We start from the raw sequence: 20,751 nt of genomic DNA on the forward strand, positions 1-20,751 counted from the left end.
GTGTCAGGCGGTCAGGTCACCCTGGTGGCCTGACCGCCTGACACAGGGCCTCGGGCGGGTCCGGCCTCGCACCCTCACTATTGGCGACAAGTACGCGACAAGGACTGGCATGGCCGATTCGGCGCCGACCGACATCCTCGAGATGCGCGGCATCACCAAGACATTTCCTGGGGTCAAGGCACTCCAGGACGTCAACCTCACCGTCCGCCGGGGCGAGATCCACGCGATCTGCGGCGAGAACGGGGCGGGCAAGTCCACCCTCATGAAGGTGCTGTCGGGTGTGTACCCGTACGGCACCTACGAGGGCGACATCGTGCTCGACGGCGAGACCGCCCAGTTCGGCACGATCAACGACTCCGAGGCGCTGGGTGTGGTGATCATCCACCAGGAGCTCGCCCTCGTCCCGTACCTGTCGATCGCCGAGAACATCTTTCTCGGGAACGAGCGGCTTCGGGCCGGCGGCGCCATCGACTGGAACCGGACCAACGCCGAGGCAGCCGAGCTGCTCGCGCGGGTGGGCCTGAGCGAGTCGCCGACGACGCCCATCTCCGCGCTCGGCGTGGGCAAGCAGCAGCTCGTCGAGATCGCCAAGGCGATCTCCAAGGACGTGCGCCTGCTCATCCTCGACGAGCCGACGGCGGCGCTGAACGACAACGACTCCGAGCACCTGCTCGGCCTGCTCCGGCAGTTCAAGGAGCAGGGGATCACGTCGATCATGATCTCCCACAAGCTCGCCGAGATCGCCGAGATCGCGGACCGCACCACGATCATCCGGGACGGCCGGTCGATCGAGACGTTCGACATGGCGACGGCGGGCGCCTCGTCCGACGAGATCCAGGACCGCATCATCCGCGGCATGGTGGGGCGCGACCTCGACAACCGCTACCCCGACCGCGTGTCGAACCCCGGTGACGAGGTGCTGCGCATCGAGGACTGGACGGTGTACCACCCGACCCAGCCCGGGCGCGTCATCGTCGAGAAGGCGAACCTGAACGTCCGCGCGGGCGAGGTCGTCGGCATCGCCGGCCTCATGGGTGCCGGGCGCACGGAGCTCGCCATGTCGCTGTTCGGCCGCTCCTACGGGCGGGACATCAGCGGCACGGCGTACATCCACGGCCAGCCGGTCGACGTGCACAACGTGCCGGACGCGATCAAGGCGGGCATCGCCTACGTGTCGGAGGACCGCAAGCAGTACGGGCTCAACCTCATCGAGGACATCCGCCGGAACATCTCGGCGGCGAGCCTCGGGAAGCTGGCGAAGAACGGCTTCGTGGACGAGAACGAGGAGCTCAAGGTCGCGGAGGAGTACCGCGCGTCCATGAACATCCGCACCCCCAACGTGCTGGTGGAGGTGGGCAAGCTGTCGGGCGGCAACCAGCAGAAGGTGGTGCTGTCCAAGTGGCTGTACACCGCCCCTGAGGTGCTGATCCTCGACGAGCCCACCCGCGGCATCGACGTCGGCGCCAAGTACGAGATCTACACCATCATCAACGAGCTGGTCGCCGCCGGGAAGGCCGTGCTGGTCATCTCGTCGGAGCTTCCCGAGCTCCTCGGGATCTGCGACCGCATCTACACCCTGGCCTTCGGCCGCATCACTGGCGAGGTCGACGTGCCCTCCGCCACCCAGGAAGGACTCATGGCCCTCATGACGCAGGAGAACACGCAGCAGGCGCAGGAGGCGACGGCATGACCGGCATCGCCAACATCCGGGACCTGCTCACCCGGAACATCCGCACCAGCGGCATCTACATCGCGTTCGTGGCGATCATCGTGCTGTTCTCGGTGCTCACCGACGGGCTGCTGCTCAGCTCGCGCAACCTCACCAGCCTCGTGCTGCAGTTCTCGTACATCCTGATCCTCGCCATCGGCATGGTGATCATCATCATCGGCGGGCACATCGACCTGTCGGTGGGTTCGGTGGTCGCGCTCACCGGCGCCATCGCCGCCGTCGTCGTGATCCGGAACGGCCTGCCCTGGTGGGTCGGCGTGCTCGCCGCCCTCGGCACCGGGTTGCTGGTGGGTGCCTGGCAAGGATTCTGGGTCGCGTACGTAGGAATTCCAGCGTTCATCGTGACGCTGGCCGGCATGCTCCTGTTCCGCGGCCTCACGCTCCAGGTGCTGAACAACGTCTCGCTCTCGCCGTTCCCGAGCGAGTACACGAGCATCGCCACGGGCTTCTTCAACGGCCTGCTCGGCGGCTACGGCTACGACACCTTCACGCTCGTCATCTTCGCGATCGGCGTGCTGGGCTTCGCGTACAACTCGTGGCGCACCCGCCGCGCCCGGATCGCCTACAACCAGACGGTTGAGGCTCCGGCGCTGTTCGTGCTGAAGCTGGTCGTGGTCGCCGCCGTCGTCATGTGGTTCGCCTACAACCTCGCCACGTACCGCGGTCTGCCCGCCGTGCTGATCATCCTGGCCGTGCTGGTCCTGGCCTACACGCTGATCACCAAGCACAGCGTGTTCGGCCGCCACGTCTACGCCATCGGCGGCAACCTCGCCGCGGCGCAGCTCTCCGGCGTCCGGGTCAAGCGCGTGAACTTCTGGATGTTCGTGAACATGGGCTTCCTGGCCTCGATCGCGGGCATCGTGTTCTCCGCCCGGTCGAGCGCCGCCCAGCCGGGCGCGGGCAACATGTTCGAGCTCGACGCGATCGCGGCGTGCTTCATCGGTGGCGCCGCCGTGACCGGCGGTATCGGCACCGTGACCGGCGCGATGGTCGGCGGTCTGATCATGGCCGTCATGTCGAACGGCATGTCGCTCATGGGCGTCGACCAGTCGACGCAGCAGATCGTCAAGGGCATCGTGCTGCTCCTGGCCGTCGCGTTCGACGTCTGGAACAAGAAGCGGGCGTCGGCCGCTCGCTGATCCGCGCGGGGCGGGCCTCTTCGAGGCTCGCTTCCAGGGAACGACCTCAGGCACCGCCTCCTCCAGGGCGGTGCCTGAGGTCTTTGCGCTTCGGCGCCCCCGGGGCCGACGGCGGGTGGTGGGCGAGAATGGCGGGATGGCCCACCCTGATCCCGCGCCCCGGCGGGGCCGCCGTCCTGCCGGGCAGGACGCCCGTGCCGAGATCCTGGCCGCCGCGCGCGACGAGTTCGTCGAGAACGGCTACCAGGCGGCGTCCCTCCGGGCCGTGGCCCGGCGTGCCGGGGTGGACCCGGGCACGGTGCGGCACTGGTTCCCCGACAAGGCGCGCCTGCTGACGGCGACGCTCGGCGTCGCGGGGATCGAGCCGGACAAGGTGGTCGAGCGGGTGTCCGCCGGCCCGGTCGAGTCGCTCGGGGAACGCCTCGTGGAGGCGGTGATCGGCATCTGGGACTTCGACGGCGGGGACACCGTCCGCGTGGTCATCCCGGCCGTCATGTCCGATCCCGAGCTGCGCGGCCTGCTGCCGCAGTTCATCGGCGCGGCCATCCTGGCGCCGGTGATGCGCGCCCTCGATGTGGTTGACGCCCCGCTGCGCACCGCGCTCGTCGCCTCGCAGATGTCGGGGATGCTGCTGACCCGGTATCTCATCCCGGTGGAGCCGCTGGCCTCGCTCACCCCGGCCGAGGTGGCGCGGCTCGTGGGCCCCACCCTCCAGCGCTATCTCACCGGAACGCTCTCCGCCACGGAGGGTGCCGCCGAGGGCCTTGCGCGGTAGCCGCCGCAGGAGCACAATTCCTCACATGAGGAAAAACGCGGTCGTCATCCGGGACCTCCGGGTCGTCCGGGGCGGGAGGCCGATCATCGACGGGCTGGAGCTCGACGTGCCCGCGGGGTCCGTCGTGGGGCTGCTGGGGCCGTCCGGCTCCGGCAAGACGACGCTCATGCGCACCGTCGTGGGCGTGCAGGACAAGGTCACCGGCACTGTCCAGGTGCTCGACGCCGCCGCGGGCAGCCCGGGCCTGCGCCGCAAGGTCGGCTACATGACGCAGGACGCCAGCGTCTACACCGACCTCACCGTGGCCCAGAACCTGCGGTACTTCGCGGCCCTGGCCGGCGTCCCGTCCCCCGCGAAGGCGGTCGCGGCCGCCGTGGCGACCGTCGACCTCGGCGGGCACGAGAAGCAGCGGGTCGGCACGCTGTCCGGCGGCGAGCGGTCCCGCGTCTCGCTGGCCGCGGCCCTGGTCAGCGACCCGGAGCTGCTCGTGCTGGACGAGCCGACGGTGGGCCTCGACCCCGTGCTGCGCCGCGACCTGTGGACGGTGTTCCGGCGACTCGCGGCCGAGGGTCGCACGCTCCTGGTCTCCAGCCACGTGATGGACGAGGCCACCCAGTGCGACCGCCTGCTCCTGATGCGGGCCGGCGGCCTGGTCGCGGACACCACGCCCGACGAGCTGCTGACCACCACGGGGGCGCCCGACGCCGAGCGCGCGTTTCTCGCCCTCATCGACGCGGCCGACGCCGCCGCCAGCCCGACGCACGAGGAGACCGCGCGATGACCCTGACCCTCGCCACTGCCGGCCGCGTGCTGTCCCAGCTCCGCGGCGACCACCGCACGGTCGCCCTCATCCTGCTGCTGCCGTGCCTGCTGATCGGCCTGATCGCCTGGATGTTCGACGACCAGCCCCAGGTGCTCGACCAGTTCGGCCCCATGCTCGTGGGCCTGTTCCCGCTCATCGTGATGTTCCTGGTCACGAGCGTCGCGACGCTGCGCGAGCGGCAGTCCGGCACGCTGGAGCGGCTCATGACCACGCCCATCCGCAAGGGCGACTTCGTGGCGGGCTACGGCCTCGCGTTCGCGACGCTCGCGCTGGTGCAGGCGGGTGTCGTGGTCGGCTTCGCCGTGCTGGTCGGGATGGACGTGGCCGGCCCGCTCTGGCTCGTCGTCGTGGTGGCGCTGCTCGACGCGATCCTCGGCTGCACCCTCGGTCTGGCCGCCTCCGCGCTGGCGCGGAGCGAGTTCCAGGCGGTGCAGATGATGCCCGCGATCCTGTTCCCGCAGCTCATCACCTGCGGCCTCCTCATGCCGCGCGACCAGATGCCCGAGGTCCTGGAGTGGCTGTCCCGGGTCTTTCCGCTCACCTACGCCATCGAGGCGATGACGTCGCTCGCCGCGGGGGACGAGTGGGCCGACATCCGCGGCGCCGTCGGCGTGATCGTGCTGTTCATCGTGGGCGCGGTGGTGCTGGGGGTCGCGACGCTCCGCCGTCGGACGGCCTGACCGCAGCACGGGTCAGACGTACAGGTCACCGGAGTGATCCGTACGTCTGACACGTGTCACCGGAGGTGCAGGGCCTTCGCGACGTCGCCCCAGTGCACGTACGAGAAGCCCGTGGCGTCCCGGTCCGGGTCGACGTCGGGGCCGGTCTCGGGCTCGTCGTGCGTGACCAGCAGCCCGGACCGGTACTCGCCGACGGGCGCGTTGGACACGGCCAGGCCGTCGGAGCCGTTGACGTCGTCCACGCCGTCGCCCGCCACGCGGAAGGTGCCGAGCGAGCGGTTGCGGCCGGTCAGGGCGTAGACGCCGTAGGTGTCGTCGCCCTGGCTGGAGACGATGACGTAGCCCGTGCGACCGGGGCCGTACCAGATGTCGACGCCCTCGGCGTCGGCGGTCAGGTTCGTCCCGCCGTACGACGGCGCCGCCGGGTCCACCGGGGCGCACTCCTCGGTCTCGGGGTCGTAGGCGTCGTGCACGCCGAAGTCCCGGACCTTGTCGACGAGGCGCGGCGCGCCCGAGCCGAGCGGCAGCGGCACGCGCCACAGGCCGACGTCCTCCTGTGTGGCGTACAGGGTGCCGGTGCGGCGGTCGACCGCCACACCCTCGAGCTGCGGCTCGACGCCCGGCTCCTCGCACGGCACCCAGGTGGTGCCGTCCGGCAGCCGGAACTCGCCGGGGAGCTCCAGGTGCTCGACGTCGGTGTAGCCCACGCCGTCCGGGCCGGTCGTGAGACGTGCCGTCGCGATGGTGGTGCTGCCCTCCTGGGTCACCACGGCGTACGTGCCGCCGCGCCGCGGCTGGTAGACGGCCAGGCCGTACGCGGTCTGGTCCTCGGCGACCGTCTCCCGGTCCGGGCTGAACAGGAACTCCAGCTCCGGGGCGGTGACCTCGGTGAGCGGTGTCGCGGCGTCGGCCCCCGCGGGGTCGATCGCGAAGAAGCGGATCTGGTCGTTGTACCGGTCCGAGACGACGGCGACGTCCGTCGCCCGGCCGTTCACGTCCAGGCCGTAGGCGATGTCCACGTTGTTGAACCGGCCGGGCACGCCGTCCGCGCGCGGGGCCGGCGTGGCCGCGACCGACTGCAGCTCGGCCGCGGCCACGTCGTAGACCCGGAGGCCGCCCTCCTTGGCCGTCGCGACCACGATCGACCGCGCCGAGTCGTCCGGGTGCACCCAGATCGCGGGGTCGTCGCCGGACGCGTTGCCGCCGGCCTCGTCGTCGTACAGCGGGGGAGTCTCCACCGACGTGGTGACGGTGGCGGTCCGGTGCTGTCCGTGTCCGGCGGAGGCGGACGCCGCAGCGGGTGCGAGGAGCGGCAGGAGCAGCAGGGCGGCCGACAGGGCGGCGAGGCGACGTCGCATGCCCGGAACGATCCCGAACCGGAGTGAACGCAGCGTGTACGGCGACCGGTGATCGGCAGTACGGCGGGTGATCGGTAGAACGTCAGGTGATCGGCAGCTCGGAATGCCGACCACCTGACGTTCTACCGATCACCCGGATCCGCGGCCGCGCCGCGCCCCCGGCCTGCCGGGTCAGTCCAGGAGCGGGTCCAGGCCCCACAGGGGGAAGACGGCGCGGCGGGTGGCCTGGACCGCGCGGTCCACCGGGTCGGCCGGGTCGTAGCCGTCGCGCCAGCTCCGGAACGGCACCTCGGCCGTGCCCATCGTGTGCGCGGCCTCCAGGTCCAGGGCCTCGACGGCGTCGCGCCAGGCGGCGGGCAGCTCGCTCCCGCGTTCCACGGGGGCGTGCGCGGCCTCGGCGACGAGCGCGGTCCAGGCGAGCGGGACGACGTCGGACACCGCGTACCCGCCGCCGCCGAGAGCGAGCCAGCGGCCGTCGGCGTGCTCGTGCGCGAGGGCGTGCGCCCACTGCTGCGCGGTGCACTGCGCGTCCACGGAGACGTTCAGGTTCGAGAGCGGGTCGCGGCCGTGGGCGTCGCAGCCGTGCTGGGAGACGATCGCCTGCGGGCGGTGCTCCCGGACCAGCGCGGGCACGACGGCGTCGATCGCCCGCAGCCAGGCCGGTCCCGAGGTGCGCGCCGGGACGGGGATGTTGACGGCGGTCCCCTCGGCGGGGCCGGGCATACCGACGTCGGCCGAGGCGCCCGTGCCGGGGAACAGGGTGCGGCCGTCCTCGTGGATCGAGAACGTCAGCACCCGCGGGTCGTCCCAGAAGATCGCCTCGACGCCGTCGCCGTGATGGGCGTCGAAGTCCAGGTAGGCGACCCGTTCCGCACCGAGGTCCAGCAGCCGCCGGATCGCCGCGGCCGCGTCGTTGTAGACGCAGAACCCGGACGCCGCGCCCGGCATCGCATGGTGCATACCGCCGGCGACGTTCACGCCGTGCGTGATCTCGCCGCGCCACAGGGCGTCGGCCAGCGCGACGGACCCGCCGAGCTGCCGGGCGGCGGCCTCGTGCATCCCGACGAAGAGCGGGTCGTCGTCGGTGCCCAGGCCGCGCATCAGGTCGGGTTCCAGCGTCGTCCCGGCGTGCCGGACGGCGGCGACGTACTCGGCGTCGTGCACCGACTCGATCACGGCGTCGGTCGCGGGCTCGGCATCCACCACCTCGAGCGTGGGCCGGTCGAGCAGGCCGAGCGCCTCGACGAGCCGCATCGTCAGGTCGAGACGGGCGGGCGACATGGGATGCCCGGGGCCGAAGTCGTACTCGAGGAGTCGCGGACTCCAGACCAGCCGGGCGAGGTGCACCCGCCCACGGTAACGGACCCGGCCCGGGGCGGGCGCCGTGGTTCATGAACGGCGTCGTCGGCCCGGGGAGCGGGTTGCTGCCCGGCAGCGGCCCTCCGGCGTGGCAGAGTAGGGCGTCGATCATCAGGACGCAGCGGAGGGAGCAGGTCGGATGCCGCCGATCTTCCGGCACAGGCTGTTCGGCCTCCGGGAGCTGGTGGACGAGCTGGCGTTCCGCGCCCCGGCGCGCCTGGCCGTCACCGTCTTCGCGGGTGTCATCGGGCTGTTCGCGATCCTGCTGCTGGTGCCGTTCGCGACCGCCGACGGCGAGGGCGCGAGCTTCGTCGACGCGCTGTTCACGGCGGTCTCCGCCGTCTGCGTCACGGGTCTCGTGGTCCAGGACACGGCGACCTACTGGTCGTTCTACGGGCAGGTCGTCATCCTCGCGGGCATCAAGGTGGGCGGCTTCGGCATCATGACCGTCGCCTCGCTGCTCGGCATGATGGTGTCGCGCAAGATCGGGCTGACGCAGAAGCTGCTCACGGCGTCGGAGACCAAGACGAGCCGGCTGGGCGACGTCGGCTCGCTGGTCCGCGTCATCATCATCACCGCGACCACGCTAGAGCTGTCGATCGCGCTGCTGCTCTTCCCGCGCTTCCTGATCCTCGAGGACAACGTGGGCACGGCGGCCTGGCACTCCCTGTTCTACGGGATCTCCGCCTTCAACAACGCGGGGTTCGTGCCGACGCCCGACGGCCTCATGCCGCACGTGGGTGACTGGACGCTGCTGCTGCCCATCGCGCTCGGCGTCTTCATCGGGGCGCTCGGGTTCCCCGTCATCCTCAACATCCAGCGGTCCCTGCCCCGGCCGGGCCACCGCTGGCACGGCTGGACCAAGCGGCTCTCGCTGCACAGCAAGCTCACGCTGGTGACCAGCGGCGTGCTGCTCGTGGTCGGCGCCCTGCTGCTCCTGGTCCTGGAGTGGACCAACCCCCGCACGTTCGGCCCGCTGAGCATCGGGGACAAGCTGCTCGCCGCGTTCTTCGCCGGGGTCATGCCCCGCTCGGGCGGGTTCAGCACCGTGGACATCGGCGCGATGCACGAGTCGAGCTGGCTCATCCAGGACGCGCTGATGTTCGTGGGCGGTGGCTCGGCGTCCACCGCGGGCGGTATCAAGGTGACCACGCTCGCGGTCATGCTGCTGGCGATCATCGCCGAGGCTCGGGGCGACCGGGACATCGAGGCGTTCGGCCGCCGGATCCCGCGCGACGTGCTGCGGCTGTCGATCGCGGTCGTGTTCACCGGCGCGAGCATCGTGCTGGTCTCGTGCGTCGCGCTGCTGCAGGTCACCGACCTTCCCCTGTCCAGGGTGCTGTTCGAGGTGCTCTCGGCGTTCGCGACCGTCGGTCTCTCGACGGGAATCACGTACGACCTGCCCGACGCCGGCAAGTACGTGCTCGCCGCCCTGATGTTCGTGGGGCGTACCGGGGCGGTGACCGTCGTGGCGGTGCTGGCGCTCCGCGACCGGCGGCGCATCGTACGCTTCCCGGAGGAACGCCCGATCATCGGCTGACGACGTGTCAGACGCACAGGTCACTAGGGTGACCTGTGCGTCTGACACGCGGAAGAGAGGACTACCGTGCCGGAGAAGAAACCCGAGCGGGACGCGGGTGTGCTCGTGATCGGCCTGGGCAGGTTCGGGTCGGCGATCGGCGCCACCCTGGACCGGCTGGGCCAGGACGTGCTCGCCGTGGAGCAGGACCCCACGCTGGTGGCCCAGTGGTCCGGGCGCCTGCCGCTGGTCGAGGCCGATGCGTCCAACCCGGACGCGCTGGAGCAGCTCGGCGCGAAGGACTTCGGCGTCGCCGTGGTCGGCGTCGGCTCGTCGCTCGAGGCGTCGGTGCTCATCACCGGCAACCTGGTGGACCTGGGCACGCCCCAGATCTGGGCCAAGGCGATCTCCGCCGAGCACGGCCGGATCCTGACCCGCATCGGCGCGCACCACGTCGTCTTCCCGGAGGCGGACGCCGGTTCGCGCGTCGCCCACCTCGTCAGCGGCAAGCTGCTCGACTACATCGAGGTCGAGGACGGCTTCACCATCGTGAAGATGCGCCCGCCCCGCGAGGCGCAGGGCTTCACGCTGGCGCAGTCCAACATCCGCAAGCGGTACGGGATCACCGTGATCGGGGTGAAGTCGCCGGGCGTGGACTTCGTCTACGCGACGCCGGAGACCCGGGTCTCCGCCAACGACCTGCTTGTCTGCTCAGGCCACGCCGACCTGCTGGAGCGGTTCGCGGCCCGGCCCTGAGCCGTGCCGCGGACGGGCCTGGCAGCCGGCTGTGGAGGCAGGTCCGGCGCACCTCACACCGCCGTCGATTACGGGGCGCGCGGCAGAGCAGGTAGCCTAGGTAGCGGACTCCTTTTCGTGTTGGTCGGCCATCGTCACTATGGCGTCACTGTCCCGGACCAACCGTGGACCATTTCGCCGCGCGGCCCGTCGTCGGGCTGCCGCCGACCGACCGACCGAACATTGCGAGGACCTATGGGCTCCGTCATCAAGAAGCGCCGCAAGCGCATGGCCAAGAAGAAGCACCGCAAGCTGCTTCGCAAGACGCGCCACCAGCGCCGCAACAAGAAGTGACGCGCGCGCCGTCGGGCGCGTGACGAGCAGGCCCGGCCCCCCTGGGGGGCCGGGCCTTCTTCGTTTTTTCTGTGCCTAGTGCCCGCGCAGCCGCCGTCGGGCCGCCCGCAGCACCAGGCCCAGCACCCAGGCCGCCCCGGCCCACGACGCCGTCCGGACGCCGCGCCCGGCCGCGCGCTGCGACCGCCCCCGGAACTCGCGGATGGGCCAGCCCACCTCCTGCGCGTGCCGGCGCAGCCGCAGGTCGGGGTTGATGGGGCACGGGTGGCCCACGGACCGCATCATCGGCAGGTCGTTGAGCGAGTCGCCGTAGGCGTAGCTCTCGTCGAGGTCGATGGCCTCGGTCTCGGCGAGCGAGACGATGGCGTCGGCCTTGGCCTGGCCGTGCATCAGGTCGCCGGTGAGCCGGCCCGTGTAGAACCCGTCCTTGTGCTCGGCCACGGTGCCGAGACCGCCCGTGGCGCCGAGGCGGCGGGCGATGAGCTGCGCGATCTCCACGGGCGTGGCGGTCACCAGCCACACCTGGTGGCCGGCCGCGATGTGCTCGTCCAGCAGCCGGCGCGTGCCGGGGTAGATCCGCAGCGACAGGACGGCGTCCCACACCTCCTCGCCGAGGGTGGCGATCTCCGCGACGCTGCGGCCCGCGATGAGCGAGAGCGCGCGGTCGCGCACCTGGTCGATCTCCTCGCGGTTCTCGCCCCAGAGCAGGTATCGCGCCTGGATCAGGGCGAACCTCAGGATGTCCCGCGTACCGAAGAACTTGCGCTGGTACGCGGACTTGGCCAGGTGAAAGGCGCTCGCACCGCGGATGATCGTGTTGTCGACGTCGAAGAACGCCGCGGTGGCGGACGAAGGGAGCGTCGACGGCATGGAGGTCACTCTATCGGCGTGCCACAGGACGCAAGTCCTCGCCGGGCACCGGGGCAGAAGCGCTGGTAGAACCGGGGAGTGACGCAGAACATCCGGACCTCCGAGGGCGCCGCGCTCGCGCGGTTCCTCCACCTGCTGGTCGCGGTGCTCGCCCTCGGCGGCTTCGGGATCGAGCTCGTCGTCGCCCTCACCGGAGGCCCTGGTCTCGCACCGACGCACGCCGAGCGGATCGTCCGGATGTTCAGCTACTTCACGATTCAGTCGAACCTGCTGATCGGCGGGGTGTCGGTGGCGCTCGCGCTGGACCCGCGCCGGGACGGCCCGGTCTTCCGGGTGCTGCGCCTCGACGCCCTGCTGTGCATCACGGTGACCGGCATCGTCTACAACACCGTGCTGCGCGGACTGGTGGAGCTGACGGGCGCCGGGATGGTGTCGAACGTGATGCTGCACGTCCTGGCGCCGGTGTTCGCCGTCGTCGCCTGGCTGCTGGTGGGGCCGCGGCCGCGCGTGACGGGGCGGACGGTGTGGTGGTCCGTCGTCTACCCGATCGCGTGGCTGCTCTACACGTTCGTGCGCGGCGCCGTGACGGGCTGGTACCCGTACCCGTTCCTGGACGTGAACACGCTCGGCTACGCGGGCGCGGTGACCAACTCCGCGATCGTCGCCGTCGTCTTCCTCGTCCTGGCCTGGGGCGTGCGCTGGGCGGACGGGCGGCTGCCGGACACCGACCGTTCGGTGGCCCGCACGTGACGTAACCTCGGGGCGTGACCACTGCCGCCGAGACCCGGGTCGTTCTCTACACACGCGAGGCGTGCCATCTGTGCGAGGACGCACGTGCCGTCGTCGAGAAGGTGTGCGAGAGCGCGGGGACCGCGTGGCGCGAGGTCGACATCGACAGCGCGCCCGCGCTGCGCGACAAGTACGGGGAGTACGTCCCCGTGCTCGAGGTGGACGGTGTCCAGCAAGGTTTCTGGCGCGTGGACGGTGCGCGCCTGGCACGCCTCCTGGCATGATCGTCCAGGCAGTGTGTGCGTACGCCCGCGACACAGTGGTCGCGGGGAGGGGAGCAGCACGTGGTCGAACTCAGTGACGGGACAGTCCCGGCAGCAACCGTGGGGAGGCTGCCGTACTACCTGCGCGCCCTGCGTGACCTCGCGGCCGAGGGGGTGGACCTCACCTCCTCGACGGAGCTCGCCGAACGGTCGGGCGTCAGCTCGGCGCAGCTGCGCAAGGACCTCTCGTACCTGGGTTCGTTCGGCACGCGCGGCGTCGGGTACGACGTCGAGTCGCTCGCCTCGTACATCACGGTCGCCCTGGGGCTCGAGACGGAGCACCGGCTGGCGATCGTCGGCATCGGAAACCTCGGGCACGCCCTGGCGAACTACTCGGGGTACGCGACGCGCGGCTTCCAGGTGGTGGCGCTGCTGGACGCGTCGCCCGACGTCGTGGGCACGGACGTGGCCGGCGTGACCGTGGAGCACGTGCGCGAGGTGGCCGAGGTCATCGAGCGTGAGCGGGTCTCCATGGTGGTGCTCGCGCTGCCGGGCCACGGCGCCCAGGACGTGGCCGACGCCGTGGTCGGCTCGGGCGTCCGGGAGATCCTGAACTTCGCGCCGGTGGCGCTCCAGGTGCCGGACGACGTGGTGGTGCGCTCGGTCGACGTCGGTGGCGAGCTGCAGATCCTGGCCTTCCACGCGGCCACCCGCGCGGCGGCCCTCTGACGACCGCCAAAAAACGCTGAGTGCGGGGTATGTGTGCGATCGAGCTGCTCGATCGCACACATACCCCGCACTCAGCGGTGGTGCTGTTCAGGGACGAGCGGGGCTCAGCCCTTGGCGATCGCGCTGACGTCCAGCGTGATCTTGACCTTGTCGCCCACCAGGAAGCCGCCGGTCTCCAGCGTGGCGTTCCATGTGAGGCCGAAGTCCTTGCGGTTGACCTCGAGGCTGGCCTCGAAGCCGGCGCGGTCGTTGCCGAACGGGTCCTTGGCGGTGCCGGTGAACTCGGTCTCCAGCTCGACACCCTTGGTGATGCCGTTGATCGTGAGGTCGCCCGAGATGATGTAGTCGTCGCCGTCGGCCTTGATGTCGGTCGAGGAGAACGTCCAGGTCGGCTTCTCGTCGGCGTGCCAGAAGTCGGCGCTCTTCAGGTGGCCGTCACGACCGGCGTCGCCGGTGCTCACGGAGGCCGCGTCCAGCTCGGCGGTGACGCTCGACGACTCCAGGTCCTCGCCCACCGTGATGGTGCCCGAGGTGACGGCGATGCTGCCGCGCACCTTCGCGATGCCGGCGTGGCGGACGGAGAAGGAGGCAGCGGTGTGGGAGGGGTCGATGTCGTAGGCGCCGGTGGTGAGACCTGCGGGGAGCGGGGTGGCCATCAGGGGGACTCCTTGTGGGTGCGACGGTTGAGGTAGATAGTTGAGGGATCAACTAGATCTGATGCGTTCCAACATAACGGGTCCCGTAACGTATTCCTAGAGGGCGCCCGGCACGTCGCAGATCACATTCGGGCCGGCGGGCGATCATGGCTCCCGGCGTGACGGCGTCACCCGGGCCGGCCCTCCTGGCAGCTCGGCGAGCACGAAGGCGGTGGGCGAAGTGGCAGCGGAGACGATCCAGGGTTCCGATCTCTGGCTGACCGAGGAGCAGCAGGGCTCCTGGCGGCACTATCTCGAGGGGACCGCACGGTTCGTGGAGGCGCTCAGCGCGGTGCACGACCGGACCCTCGACCTGTCGCTCGGTGAGTACAGCCTGCTGGTGCAGCTTTCGGAGGCCCCCGAGCGCACGATGCGCATGTCGACGCTCGCGGACGGCCTGGTGCTCTCGCGCAGCCGCCTGACGCACACGGTCGCGCGCATGGAGGCGCGCGGGCTCGTGGAGCGCCGGGCGGCGGAGGGCGACCGCCGCGGGGTGAACTGCACCATGACCGACGCCGGCTACGCGGCGCTGGAGGTGTCGGCGCCGGGCCACGTCGCGGCGGTGCGCCGGATCATGGTGGAGGCGCTGGACCCCGAGGAGTTCGCGATGCTCGGCCGCATCATGGCCAAGGTCGCGGAGTCCTCGAAGAGGTCGGGCGGCACCGAGGAAGGCCTCACGGCGCTCTGCGACTGACCGCCGCGCCCCGCGGCACGTGTCAGACGCACAGGTCACCCGAGGGATCTGTGCGTCTGACACGTCGGCGGTGGGGATGGTGGGGCCTACTCGGTCAGCACGCGGCTGAACATCGGGCGGTAGGCGTACCCCGCCACCAGGGCACCGAGGACCGGGAACAGCAGGAACACCCAGAGCTGCCCCCAGGCCCAGCCGCCGGCGTAGATCGCGGTGGCGATGGAGCGGGCGGGGTTCACCGACGTGTTCGTGATCGGGATCGAGACCAGGTGGATCAGCGTGAGCGTCAGGCCGATCGCCAGCGGGGCGAACCCGGGGGAGGCGATCCGCGCCGTCGTGCCGAGGATGACGAACAGGAAGACCGCGGTGAGGATCGTCTCGGTCAGGATCGCGGAACCGAGCCCGAAACCGTCCGGGGAGTGCTCGCCGAACCCGTTGGCCGCGAAGCCCGACTCGCGCGCGGCGTCGAAGTAGCCGTCCGGCCCGCCGAGGGCGATCAGCGCCAGCACGCTGGAACCGAGCACACCGCCGATGATCTGCGCCACGACGTAGCCGCCGACGTCGTTCCAGGAGAACCGGCCCGAGGCCGCCAGGCCCAGCGTCACGGCCGGGTTGAAGTGGCCGCCCGAGATCGGGCCGAGCGCGAACGCGCCGACCACGACGGTGAGGCCGAAGGCCAGGGCGACCCCGAGGAAGCCCACGCCCACCGTGTTGGTCTCGGCGTCAGGGAAGTTGGCTGCGAAGACCGCGGTGCCGCAGCCACCCAGCACCAGCACGAACGTGCCCAGCGCCTCGGCGGCCAGGCGCGCGTACATGGCTGGCGATGCTGTCTCACTCATGTGGAGCCCCCTTGCTTGCATCGGACGGTTTCATGGCGAAACCTTTCCGCTGAATGTAGGTCGGCGACACCGGATCGGCGCGAGATGACGTAATGCACACTCGCGGAAGGTCACGGGCACCCAGGGTCGGATGGGAGACTGTGGGTCATGGTTTCCACGACGGTTCACCTGCTGCGTCACGGCGAGGTGTACAACCCCGACGGCCTGCTGTACGGGCGCCTGCCCGGCTACCGGCTGTCCGACCGTGGCCAGGCGATGGCCAAGATCGTCGCCGACCACCTCACGAGCACCGGCCGGGACGTGACCCGCGTGGTGGCGTCCCCGCTGCAGCGGGCGCAGGAGACGGCCGCCCCCGTGGCACAGGGCTTCGGCCTGGAGCTCGCCACCGACGACCGCATCATCGAGGCCGACAACCGGTTCGAGGGCCTGGTCGTCGCCGGCCCCGGCGGCGGGGCGCTGAAGAACCCGCGCAACTGGCCGCACATGTGGAACCCGTTCCGGCCGTCGTGGGGCGAGCCCTACACGGCCCAGGTCGAGCGCATGCGCGCCGCCGTCGAGGACGCGCGCCGCGCCGCGGAGGGCCACGAGATCGTGCTGGTCAGCCACCAGCTCCCCATCTGGCTCACGCGCCGGGCGCTCGAGGGCGGGACCCTCTGGCACGACCCGCGCAACCGGCAGTGCAACCTCGCGTCCCTGACGTCCCTGCACTTCGAGGACGACCGGTTCGTCGGCCTGCACTACACGGAGCCCGCCGCGGAGCTCTACGACGGCGCGAGCAAGGTCGCCGGCGCGTGATGCGGGGCAAGACCGTCAAGGCGGTCCAGTGGGTAGTGGTCGTCGGCATCGTGCTCGGCCTCGTCGTGTCGCTCGCCGCGTGCAGCCCGGCGGACTCGGGCGCCGGTGACGTCGTCGGGCAGGGGTACGTCTCCGGTGACGGTTCGGTCCAGACGTACGACGTCGGGGACCGCAAGGGGCCCGTCGCCATCACGGGCACCGACTTCGAGGGCAACGACGTCGACAGCACGGACTGGGCGGGCGACGTGGTGGTCGTGAACACCTGGTACGCCTCGTGCGCGCCGTGCCGCGCCGAGGCGCCCGATCTCGTGAGCCTCGCGGGGTCGAAGGACGGCGTGCAGTTCCTCGGCATCAACACCGAGGACGACGCCGGTTCCGCGCAGGCGTTCCAGCGCACCTTCGAGGTGCCCTACCCGAGCATCGAGGACCGCAGCGGCAAGGTGATCGCGAGCCTGAACGGCGTCGTGCCGCTGCAGGCCGTGCCCACCACCGTGGTCCTGGACCAGGAGGGCAACGTGGCCGCGCGCGTCATCGGCCAGGCCGAGCACTCCACGCTCGAGTCCCTGATCGACGAGGTCCTGGCGGAGGCTGCCTGATGCTCGCCGGCTCGATCGCGACCGCCGTCGGCGGCGGCTTCGCGAGCACCGCGTTCAGCGGGTCCCTGCTGCTGGCGGTGCCCGTGGCGCTGCTCGCGGGCCTCGTCTCGTTCGCCTCGCCGTGCGTGCTGCCGCTCGTACCCGGGTACGTCGGGTACGTGAGCAGCATGGCCGCCGCGTCGGCCGGCACGACCCCCGGGATCGTGTCGACGCGCACCAAGCCCGCCCGCGGCCGCGTGGTCGGCGGCGTCGCGCTGTTCGTGCTCGGCTTCACCGTCGTGTTCGTGTCGTTCGGCGCCGCGTTCGGCAGCCTGGGCGCCTACCTGGTGCGCTGGGAGGACGTGATCATCCGCGTGCTCGGCGCCGTGGTGATCCTGCTCGGCCTCGGGTTCCTCGGGGCCGTCCCGTTCCTGCAGCGCGAGGCTCGGTTCCACCTGACGCCGCGCGCCGGCCTGTGGGGCGCGCCGCTGCTCGGCGTCGTCTTCGGGCTGGGCTGGACGCCCTGCATCGGCCCGACCCTCGGCGCCGTGCAGGCGCTCGCGATCGACGAGGCCTCGGCAGGCCGCGGCGCCCTGCTCGGCGTGGCGTACTGCATCGGCCTGGGTGTGCCGTTCCTGCTCGTGGCCCTCGGGCTGCAGAGCTCGGAGCGCATGCTGGACTTCCTGCGCAAGCACCGCCTCGCGGCGCTGCGCATCGGCGGCGGGCTGCTGGTGCTGGTCGGGCTGCTGCTGGTCACCGGGCTCTGGACGCGGATGACCGGGGCCATGCAGCTCTGGATCGGCGGATTCGAGACGGTGATCTGATGGCCGGTCGGACCAGCAGCCGGGACAGCGCCCGCGACAGTACCCGGGACAACAGGCCAGGTACCTACGTCCCCGAGGGCATCGCGGACGAGTTCACCCAGGGCGAGCCCGGCGAGGCGCCCGGCGCCCCGGCGTCGGATCCCCGGGGGCCCAGGCCCGAGCGCCCCACCGCGCCCGCGCTGGGCCTCGTGGGCACGCTGCGCTGGATGTGGCGCCAGCTCACCTCGATGCGCGTGGCGCTCATGCTGCTGATGCTGCTCGCCGTCGCCGCCGTGCCCGGGTCTGTCCTGCCGCAGCGCAACCAGGACGCCGCGGGGGTGCTCGAGTACCTCGCCGACCACCCGACCGCCGGGGAGTGGCTCGACAAGGCCGGCTTCTTCGACGTCTACTCGTCGGTCTGGTTCTCCGCCATCTACATCCTGCTGTTCGTCTCGCTCGTGGGCTGCATCCTGCCGCGGTCGGCGGCGCACTACCGCGCCCTGCGGGGCCGCCCGCCGCGCGTCCCGTCCCGGTTCAACCGGTTCCCGGCCAAGGCCACCGCCACCACCGGCGCGTCGCCCGAGGAGGCGGCCGACGCCGTCGCCGCCCACCTGCGCGGCAGGCTCTCCTGGCTGCCCACCTTCCGGGTGGACCGGGGCGAGGAGGCGGCCCGCGGACGGCGTCCTGCGTCCGCCACCGTGAGCGCCGAGCGCGGCTACCTGCGCGAGACCGGCAACCTCGTCTTCCACCTGGCCCTGGTGGGCCTCCTCGTCTCCGTCGCGACCGGCCAGCTGCTGCACTACCGCGGCCAGGCCATCGTCACCGAGGGCCGCGGCTTCGCCAACGCCGTCGTGGACTACGACACCTTCGAGAAGGGCGGGTGGTTCCGCCCCGGCTCGCTGGTGCCGTTCTCGATGACGCTCGACAAGTTCGAGTCGGAGTTCGCGAGCGACACCGTGGCCTTCGCCCAGGCGCGCGACTTCACGGCGCACGTGACGGTGACCGAGCCGTCCGGCGAGGAGCGGCCCGAGCAGATCAAGGTGAACCACCCGATCGTCGTCGACGGCGCCAAGATCTACCTCCAGGGCAACGGTTTCGCCCCCGAGATCACCGTGCACGACGCCGAGGGCGAGGTCGCCTTCTCCGGCCGGGTCACGTTCATCCCCGAGGACACGATGTACACCTCCCGCGGCGTCGTGAAGGTGCCCGACGTGTCGCCCGGGCTGGACCAGATCGGGCTCGTCGGCTACTTCCTGCCGACGGCGGAGGTGAACGAGGACGGGTCGGCCCGCTCGGCGTTCCCGCAGCCCGTGGACCCGCTGCTCGTGCTCGAGGTGTACACGGGTGACCTGGGGCTCGACGACGGCTCGCCGCAGAACGTGTACGAGCTCGACACGGCGTCGCTCACCCCGGCGCTGGAGGAGTCCGGCGAGCGCGTCAAGGTGCTGGCACGGCCCGGCGAGACCGTGGACCTGCCGAACGGGCTCGGCACCCTGACCCTCGGCGAGGACCTGCCGCGCTACGTCGCGCTCGACCTGCGGCACGACCCGTCGCTCGCGTTCGTGCTCGTCTTCGCGCTGCTCGCGCTCGCAGGGCTCACCGTCTCGCTCTTCACCCCGCGGCGGCGCGTCTGGGCGCGGGCGTACGACGGGCCGGACGGCGTTACGGTGGTCGAGGTCGCGGGGCTCGCCCGGGGCGACGACGCCGGCCTCCAGGCCGAGGTCGACCGCGCCGTGGGGGCGGTCCCGGGAGCAGAGCCCGGACCGGCGGCCACCGGACAAGCTCAGGAACCGCGCATCGAGACCGGATCGGAAAAGGACTGAACATGGAGCTGGCAAACCTGAGCGTGCTGCTCGTCTGGGGTGCCGCGACGGCGCTCGCGATCGGGCTCATCGCGTTCTCGGTGGACCTCTCGCGCCTGTCCGGCGCGAAGGTCGACGCGCGGGACGCGGCGCGCAGCCGCGACAAGGTGAGCGTCGGCGCGGGGGCCGGGGACGACGTGCCCGGCCTGATCGACGCCGAGGCCGCCCCCGTCACCGGCGCGGCGGCCGGCCCGGTGAGCCGCAAGTTCGCCGGGATCGGGATGTCCGTGACCTGGCTGGCCGCGGCGCTGCTGCTGATCGCGATCGTGCTGCGCGGCATCGCGGCGGGGCGCACGCCGTGGGCCAACATGTACGAGTTCACGCTGGTCGGCACGTTCGTCGCCGTCGCGGTGTTCGCCGGCGTGAACACGCGGCGTGACGTGCGGTACCTGGGCGCGTTCGTGAGCGGGCTCGGCGTGCTGTTCCTGGTGCTGGCCCAGGAGAAGTTCTTCGTGGAGGCGATGGGCGTCCAGCCCGCGCTGCAGAAGTACTGGCTCGTGATCCACGTGGGCGTCGCCATCTGCGCCACCGGCATCTTCACCGTCGCCTTCGTGGCGTCGGTGCTGCAGCTCCTGCGGGACGCCCGGGACAACGGCTCCCCGGTGCTCGGCAGCCGGCACTGGGGCTGGCTCGACCACACCGCGGCGCCCGCGGCCCTCGAGTCGCTCTCGTTCCGCCTGAACTCCGTGGCGTTCGTGCTGTGGACCTTCACGCTCATCGGCGGCGCCATCTGGGCCGAGGACGCCTGGGGCCGCTACTGGGGCTGGGACCCCAAGGAGGTCTGGAGCTTCATCGTCTGGGTGGTCTACGCGGCCTACCTGCACGCACGCACCACGCGCGGCTGGTCCGGGTCCCGTGCGGCCTGGTTCGTCGTGGCCGGCTACGCGTGCGTGCTGTTCAACTTCACCGGCGTGAACCTGATCTTCAACGGGAAGCACTCGTACTCGGGCCTGTGAGGCCTGACGACCACACGACCGAGGGCACCGGATCCGCGCGGATCCGGTGCCCTCGGTCTTCTCCCGGGCTCAGTTGCTCTCGGTGTCGTCGTCCTTGGCCTCCTGGCGGCCGCGGGCCTCGCGCTCGCGCTTGCGCTTCTCCTGCTCCAGCAGCCAGAGGAACTCCGGGTCGTCGTCCGGGGCCACGGGGCCGGAGGGGCGGCGCGGGCCGGGCCGCGGGGGCGTGGTCGGGCGGGTTCCGCCGGAGCCGGGGCCCGAGGCGGGGCCGGCGCCGGACCGGCGGCTGACCCGCACCACGATCCACGAGATCGCACCGAGCAGGGGCAGGAGGACGATCAGGAGAACCCAGAGCCACCGGGGCAGACCTGCACGTTCGTCCTCGTCCGCGCCCCAGACATCGGTCAGGGCATACGCCATGAGTCCGACGACCACCAAGATCAGGAGTACGCGAGGCATACCCCCAGCCTACGGTG

At 71.3% G+C, this 20,751-nt stretch carries 23 protein-coding genes; 17 read left to right on the forward strand and 6 right to left on the reverse strand.

Features of this window, described 5'->3' with window-relative positions; all coding sequences use genetic code 11:
- Positions 1-109 precede the first annotated feature (109 nt).
- The 5 genes from mmsA to ACZ7LE_RS03475 all read left to right on the forward strand — a co-directional run bounded on the left by mmsA (position 110) and on the right by ACZ7LE_RS03475 (position 5,146).
- Positions 110-1,690: a multiple monosaccharide ABC transporter ATP-binding protein gene (gene mmsA / locus ACZ7LE_RS03455; protein ID WP_470401978.1), complete on the forward strand. Its 1,581-nt coding sequence runs from the start codon at positions 110-112 to the stop codon at positions 1,688-1,690.
- On the forward strand, positions 1,687-2,868 hold the full coding sequence (mmsB, locus tag ACZ7LE_RS03460; RefSeq protein WP_470401979.1) for a multiple monosaccharide ABC transporter permease: 1,182 nt from the start codon (positions 1,687-1,689) through the stop codon (positions 2,866-2,868). Before mmsA ends, mmsB begins: the two co-directional genes overlap by 4 nt.
- A 136-nt stretch (positions 2,869-3,004) precedes the next feature.
- Positions 3,005-3,643, forward strand: a complete 639-nt coding sequence (locus tag ACZ7LE_RS03465) for a TetR/AcrR family transcriptional regulator (protein WP_470401980.1) — start codon at positions 3,005-3,007, stop codon at positions 3,641-3,643.
- 25 nt (positions 3,644-3,668) lie between these two features.
- Positions 3,669-4,424 (forward strand): ABC transporter ATP-binding protein, encoded by a 756-nt coding sequence (locus ACZ7LE_RS03470; protein ID WP_470401981.1) that lies wholly within the window; start codon positions 3,669-3,671, stop codon positions 4,422-4,424.
- A complete protein-coding gene (locus tag ACZ7LE_RS03475) occupies positions 4,421-5,146 on the forward strand; it encodes an ABC transporter permease (protein WP_470401982.1) in 726 nt (241 codons plus the stop codon). The genes ACZ7LE_RS03470 and ACZ7LE_RS03475 overlap by 4 nt, the downstream gene beginning before the upstream one ends.
- 56 nt (positions 5,147-5,202) lie before the next feature.
- On the opposite strand, the gene ACZ7LE_RS03480 is transcribed toward ACZ7LE_RS03475, so the two are convergent.
- Entirely contained in the window at positions 5,203-6,504 is a 1,302-nt protein-coding gene (locus tag ACZ7LE_RS03480) for a phytase (RefSeq protein WP_470401983.1), read from the reverse strand.
- A 171-nt stretch (positions 6,505-6,675) separates the two neighbouring features.
- On the reverse strand, positions 6,676-7,851 hold the full coding sequence (locus ACZ7LE_RS03485; protein WP_470401984.1) for an acetoin utilization protein AcuC: 1,176 nt from the start codon (positions 7,849-7,851) through the stop codon (positions 6,676-6,678).
- Between the two features lie 151 nt (positions 7,852-8,002).
- Between ACZ7LE_RS03485 and ACZ7LE_RS03490 the strand changes: the two genes are divergently transcribed.
- The 3 genes from ACZ7LE_RS03490 to ACZ7LE_RS03500 all read left to right on the forward strand — a co-directional run bounded on the left by ACZ7LE_RS03490 (position 8,003) and on the right by ACZ7LE_RS03500 (position 10,471).
- Positions 8,003-9,403: a TrkH family potassium uptake protein gene (locus tag ACZ7LE_RS03490; RefSeq protein ID WP_470401985.1), complete on the forward strand. Its 1,401-nt coding sequence runs from the start codon at positions 8,003-8,005 to the stop codon at positions 9,401-9,403.
- Between the two features lie 66 nt (positions 9,404-9,469).
- Positions 9,470-10,138, forward strand: coding sequence for a potassium channel family protein (locus ACZ7LE_RS03495; protein ID WP_020016003.1), 669 nt, complete (start codon positions 9,470-9,472; stop codon positions 10,136-10,138).
- 234 nt (positions 10,139-10,372) lie between these two features.
- Positions 10,373-10,471 (forward strand): 30S ribosomal protein bS22, encoded by a 99-nt coding sequence (locus ACZ7LE_RS03500; protein WP_003792170.1) that lies wholly within the window; start codon positions 10,373-10,375, stop codon positions 10,469-10,471.
- Positions 10,472-10,546: 75 nt separating this feature from the next.
- Here the strand turns inward: ACZ7LE_RS03500 and ACZ7LE_RS03505 are convergent, their stop codons facing one another.
- A complete protein-coding gene (locus ACZ7LE_RS03505) occupies positions 10,547-11,341 on the reverse strand; it encodes an HAD family hydrolase (protein ID WP_470401986.1) in 795 nt (264 codons plus the stop codon).
- 78 nt (positions 11,342-11,419) lie between these two features.
- Here ACZ7LE_RS03505 and ACZ7LE_RS03510 point away from each other — a divergent pair, with 78 nt between their 5' ends.
- Genes ACZ7LE_RS03510 through ACZ7LE_RS03520 form a run of 3 tightly spaced genes read left to right on the forward strand, consistent with a single transcriptional unit; the run spans position 11,420 to position 13,062 of the window.
- The gene (locus ACZ7LE_RS03510; protein ID WP_470401987.1) at positions 11,420-12,091 is read left to right on the forward strand and encodes a Pr6Pr family membrane protein; all 672 of its coding nucleotides are present in this window, start codon (positions 11,420-11,422) and stop codon (positions 12,089-12,091) included.
- Between the two features lie 14 nt (positions 12,092-12,105).
- Positions 12,106-12,354 (forward strand): glutaredoxin family protein, encoded by a 249-nt coding sequence (locus tag ACZ7LE_RS03515; RefSeq protein WP_470401988.1) that lies wholly within the window; start codon positions 12,106-12,108, stop codon positions 12,352-12,354.
- A 60-nt stretch (positions 12,355-12,414) separates the two neighbouring features.
- A complete protein-coding gene (locus ACZ7LE_RS03520; RefSeq protein WP_377232472.1) occupies positions 12,415-13,062 on the forward strand; it encodes a redox-sensing transcriptional repressor Rex in 648 nt (215 codons plus the stop codon).
- A 104-nt stretch (positions 13,063-13,166) separates the two neighbouring features.
- On the opposite strand, the gene ACZ7LE_RS03525 is transcribed toward ACZ7LE_RS03520, so the two are convergent.
- On the reverse strand, positions 13,167-13,718 hold the full coding sequence (locus ACZ7LE_RS03525) for a YceI family protein (protein WP_470401989.1): 552 nt from the start codon (positions 13,716-13,718) through the stop codon (positions 13,167-13,169).
- Positions 13,719-13,938: 220 nt separating this feature from the next.
- Here ACZ7LE_RS03525 and ACZ7LE_RS03530 point away from each other — a divergent pair, with 220 nt between their 5' ends.
- The gene (locus tag ACZ7LE_RS03530; RefSeq protein ID WP_470401990.1) at positions 13,939-14,451 is read left to right on the forward strand and encodes a MarR family winged helix-turn-helix transcriptional regulator; all 513 of its coding nucleotides are present in this window, start codon (positions 13,939-13,941) and stop codon (positions 14,449-14,451) included.
- An 86-nt stretch (positions 14,452-14,537) separates the two neighbouring features.
- On the opposite strand, the gene aqpZ is transcribed toward ACZ7LE_RS03530, so the two are convergent.
- Positions 14,538-15,287: an aquaporin Z gene (gene aqpZ / locus ACZ7LE_RS03535; RefSeq protein ID WP_470401991.1), complete on the reverse strand. Its 750-nt coding sequence runs from the start codon at positions 15,285-15,287 to the stop codon at positions 14,538-14,540.
- Between the two features lie 147 nt (positions 15,288-15,434).
- Between aqpZ and ACZ7LE_RS03540 the strand changes: the two genes are divergently transcribed.
- From ACZ7LE_RS03540 to ccsB, 5 genes are read left to right on the forward strand one after another with little or no spacing between them, the layout of a single operon-like run.
- Entirely contained in the window at positions 15,435-16,082 is a 648-nt protein-coding gene (locus ACZ7LE_RS03540) for a histidine phosphatase family protein (RefSeq protein WP_470401992.1), read from the forward strand.
- Entirely contained in the window at positions 16,082-16,678 is a 597-nt protein-coding gene (locus tag ACZ7LE_RS03545; RefSeq protein WP_470401993.1) for a TlpA family protein disulfide reductase, read from the forward strand. The genes ACZ7LE_RS03540 and ACZ7LE_RS03545 overlap by 1 nt, the downstream gene beginning before the upstream one ends.
- The gene (locus ACZ7LE_RS03550; protein WP_470401994.1) at positions 16,678-17,481 is read left to right on the forward strand and encodes a cytochrome c biogenesis CcdA family protein; all 804 of its coding nucleotides are present in this window, start codon (positions 16,678-16,680) and stop codon (positions 17,479-17,481) included. The genes ACZ7LE_RS03545 and ACZ7LE_RS03550 overlap by 1 nt, the downstream gene beginning before the upstream one ends.
- On the forward strand, positions 17,481-19,283 hold the full coding sequence (gene resB / locus ACZ7LE_RS03555) for a cytochrome c biogenesis protein ResB (RefSeq protein WP_470401995.1): 1,803 nt from the start codon (positions 17,481-17,483) through the stop codon (positions 19,281-19,283). The genes ACZ7LE_RS03550 and resB overlap by 1 nt, the downstream gene beginning before the upstream one ends.
- Positions 19,284-19,285: 2 nt before the next feature.
- Positions 19,286-20,278: a c-type cytochrome biogenesis protein CcsB gene (gene ccsB, locus ACZ7LE_RS03560; protein ID WP_470401996.1), complete on the forward strand. Its 993-nt coding sequence runs from the start codon at positions 19,286-19,288 to the stop codon at positions 20,276-20,278.
- A 69-nt stretch (positions 20,279-20,347) separates the two neighbouring features.
- Here the strand turns inward: ccsB and ACZ7LE_RS03565 are convergent, their stop codons facing one another.
- Complete coding sequence (locus ACZ7LE_RS03565; RefSeq protein ID WP_470401997.1) at positions 20,348-20,734, reverse strand: PLDc N-terminal domain-containing protein; 387 nt, start codon at positions 20,732-20,734, stop codon at positions 20,348-20,350.
- Positions 20,735-20,751 lie beyond the last annotated feature (17 nt).

The organism is Promicromonospora sp. NPDC110617, from assembly GCF_055598465.1.

What these genes read in the sequence shown, in the direction of transcription:
- mmsA (WP_470401978.1), top strand. Translation starts at nt 110, where the DNA reads ATGGCCGATTCGGCGCCGACCGACATCCTCGAGATGCGCGGCATCACC.
- mmsB (WP_470401979.1), top strand. Translation starts at nt 1,687, where the DNA reads ATGACCGGCATCGCCAACATCCGGGACCTGCTCACCCGGAACATCCGC.
- ACZ7LE_RS03465 (WP_470401980.1), top strand. Translation starts at nt 3,005, where the DNA reads ATGGCCCACCCTGATCCCGCGCCCCGGCGGGGCCGCCGTCCTGCCGGG.
- ACZ7LE_RS03470 (WP_470401981.1), top strand. Translation starts at nt 3,669, where the DNA reads ATGAGGAAAAACGCGGTCGTCATCCGGGACCTCCGGGTCGTCCGGGGC.
- ACZ7LE_RS03475 (WP_470401982.1), top strand. Translation starts at nt 4,421, where the DNA reads ATGACCCTGACCCTCGCCACTGCCGGCCGCGTGCTGTCCCAGCTCCGC.
- ACZ7LE_RS03480 (WP_470401983.1), bottom strand. Translation starts at nt 6,504, where the DNA reads ATGCGACGTCGCCTCGCCGCCCTGTCGGCCGCCCTGCTGCTCCTGCCG.
- ACZ7LE_RS03490 (WP_470401985.1), top strand. Translation starts at nt 8,003, where the DNA reads ATGCCGCCGATCTTCCGGCACAGGCTGTTCGGCCTCCGGGAGCTGGTG.
- ACZ7LE_RS03500 (WP_003792170.1), top strand. Translation starts at nt 10,373, where the DNA reads ATGGGCTCCGTCATCAAGAAGCGCCGCAAGCGCATGGCCAAGAAGAAG.
- ACZ7LE_RS03505 (WP_470401986.1), bottom strand. Translation starts at nt 11,341, where the DNA reads ATGCCGTCGACGCTCCCTTCGTCCGCCACCGCGGCGTTCTTCGACGTC.
- ACZ7LE_RS03525 (WP_470401989.1), bottom strand. Translation starts at nt 13,718, where the DNA reads ATGGCCACCCCGCTCCCCGCAGGTCTCACCACCGGCGCCTACGACATC.
- aqpZ (WP_470401991.1), bottom strand. Translation starts at nt 15,287, where the DNA reads ATGAGTGAGACAGCATCGCCAGCCATGTACGCGCGCCTGGCCGCCGAG.
- ACZ7LE_RS03540 (WP_470401992.1), top strand. Translation starts at nt 15,435, where the DNA reads ATGGTTTCCACGACGGTTCACCTGCTGCGTCACGGCGAGGTGTACAAC.
- ACZ7LE_RS03545 (WP_470401993.1), top strand. Translation starts at nt 16,082, where the DNA reads ATGCGGGGCAAGACCGTCAAGGCGGTCCAGTGGGTAGTGGTCGTCGGC.
- ACZ7LE_RS03550 (WP_470401994.1), top strand. Translation starts at nt 16,678, where the DNA reads ATGCTCGCCGGCTCGATCGCGACCGCCGTCGGCGGCGGCTTCGCGAGC.
- resB (WP_470401995.1), top strand. Translation starts at nt 17,481, where the DNA reads ATGGCCGGTCGGACCAGCAGCCGGGACAGCGCCCGCGACAGTACCCGG.
- ccsB (WP_470401996.1), top strand. Translation starts at nt 19,286, where the DNA reads ATGGAGCTGGCAAACCTGAGCGTGCTGCTCGTCTGGGGTGCCGCGACG.
- ACZ7LE_RS03565 (WP_470401997.1), bottom strand. Translation starts at nt 20,734, where the DNA reads ATGCCTCGCGTACTCCTGATCTTGGTGGTCGTCGGACTCATGGCGTAT.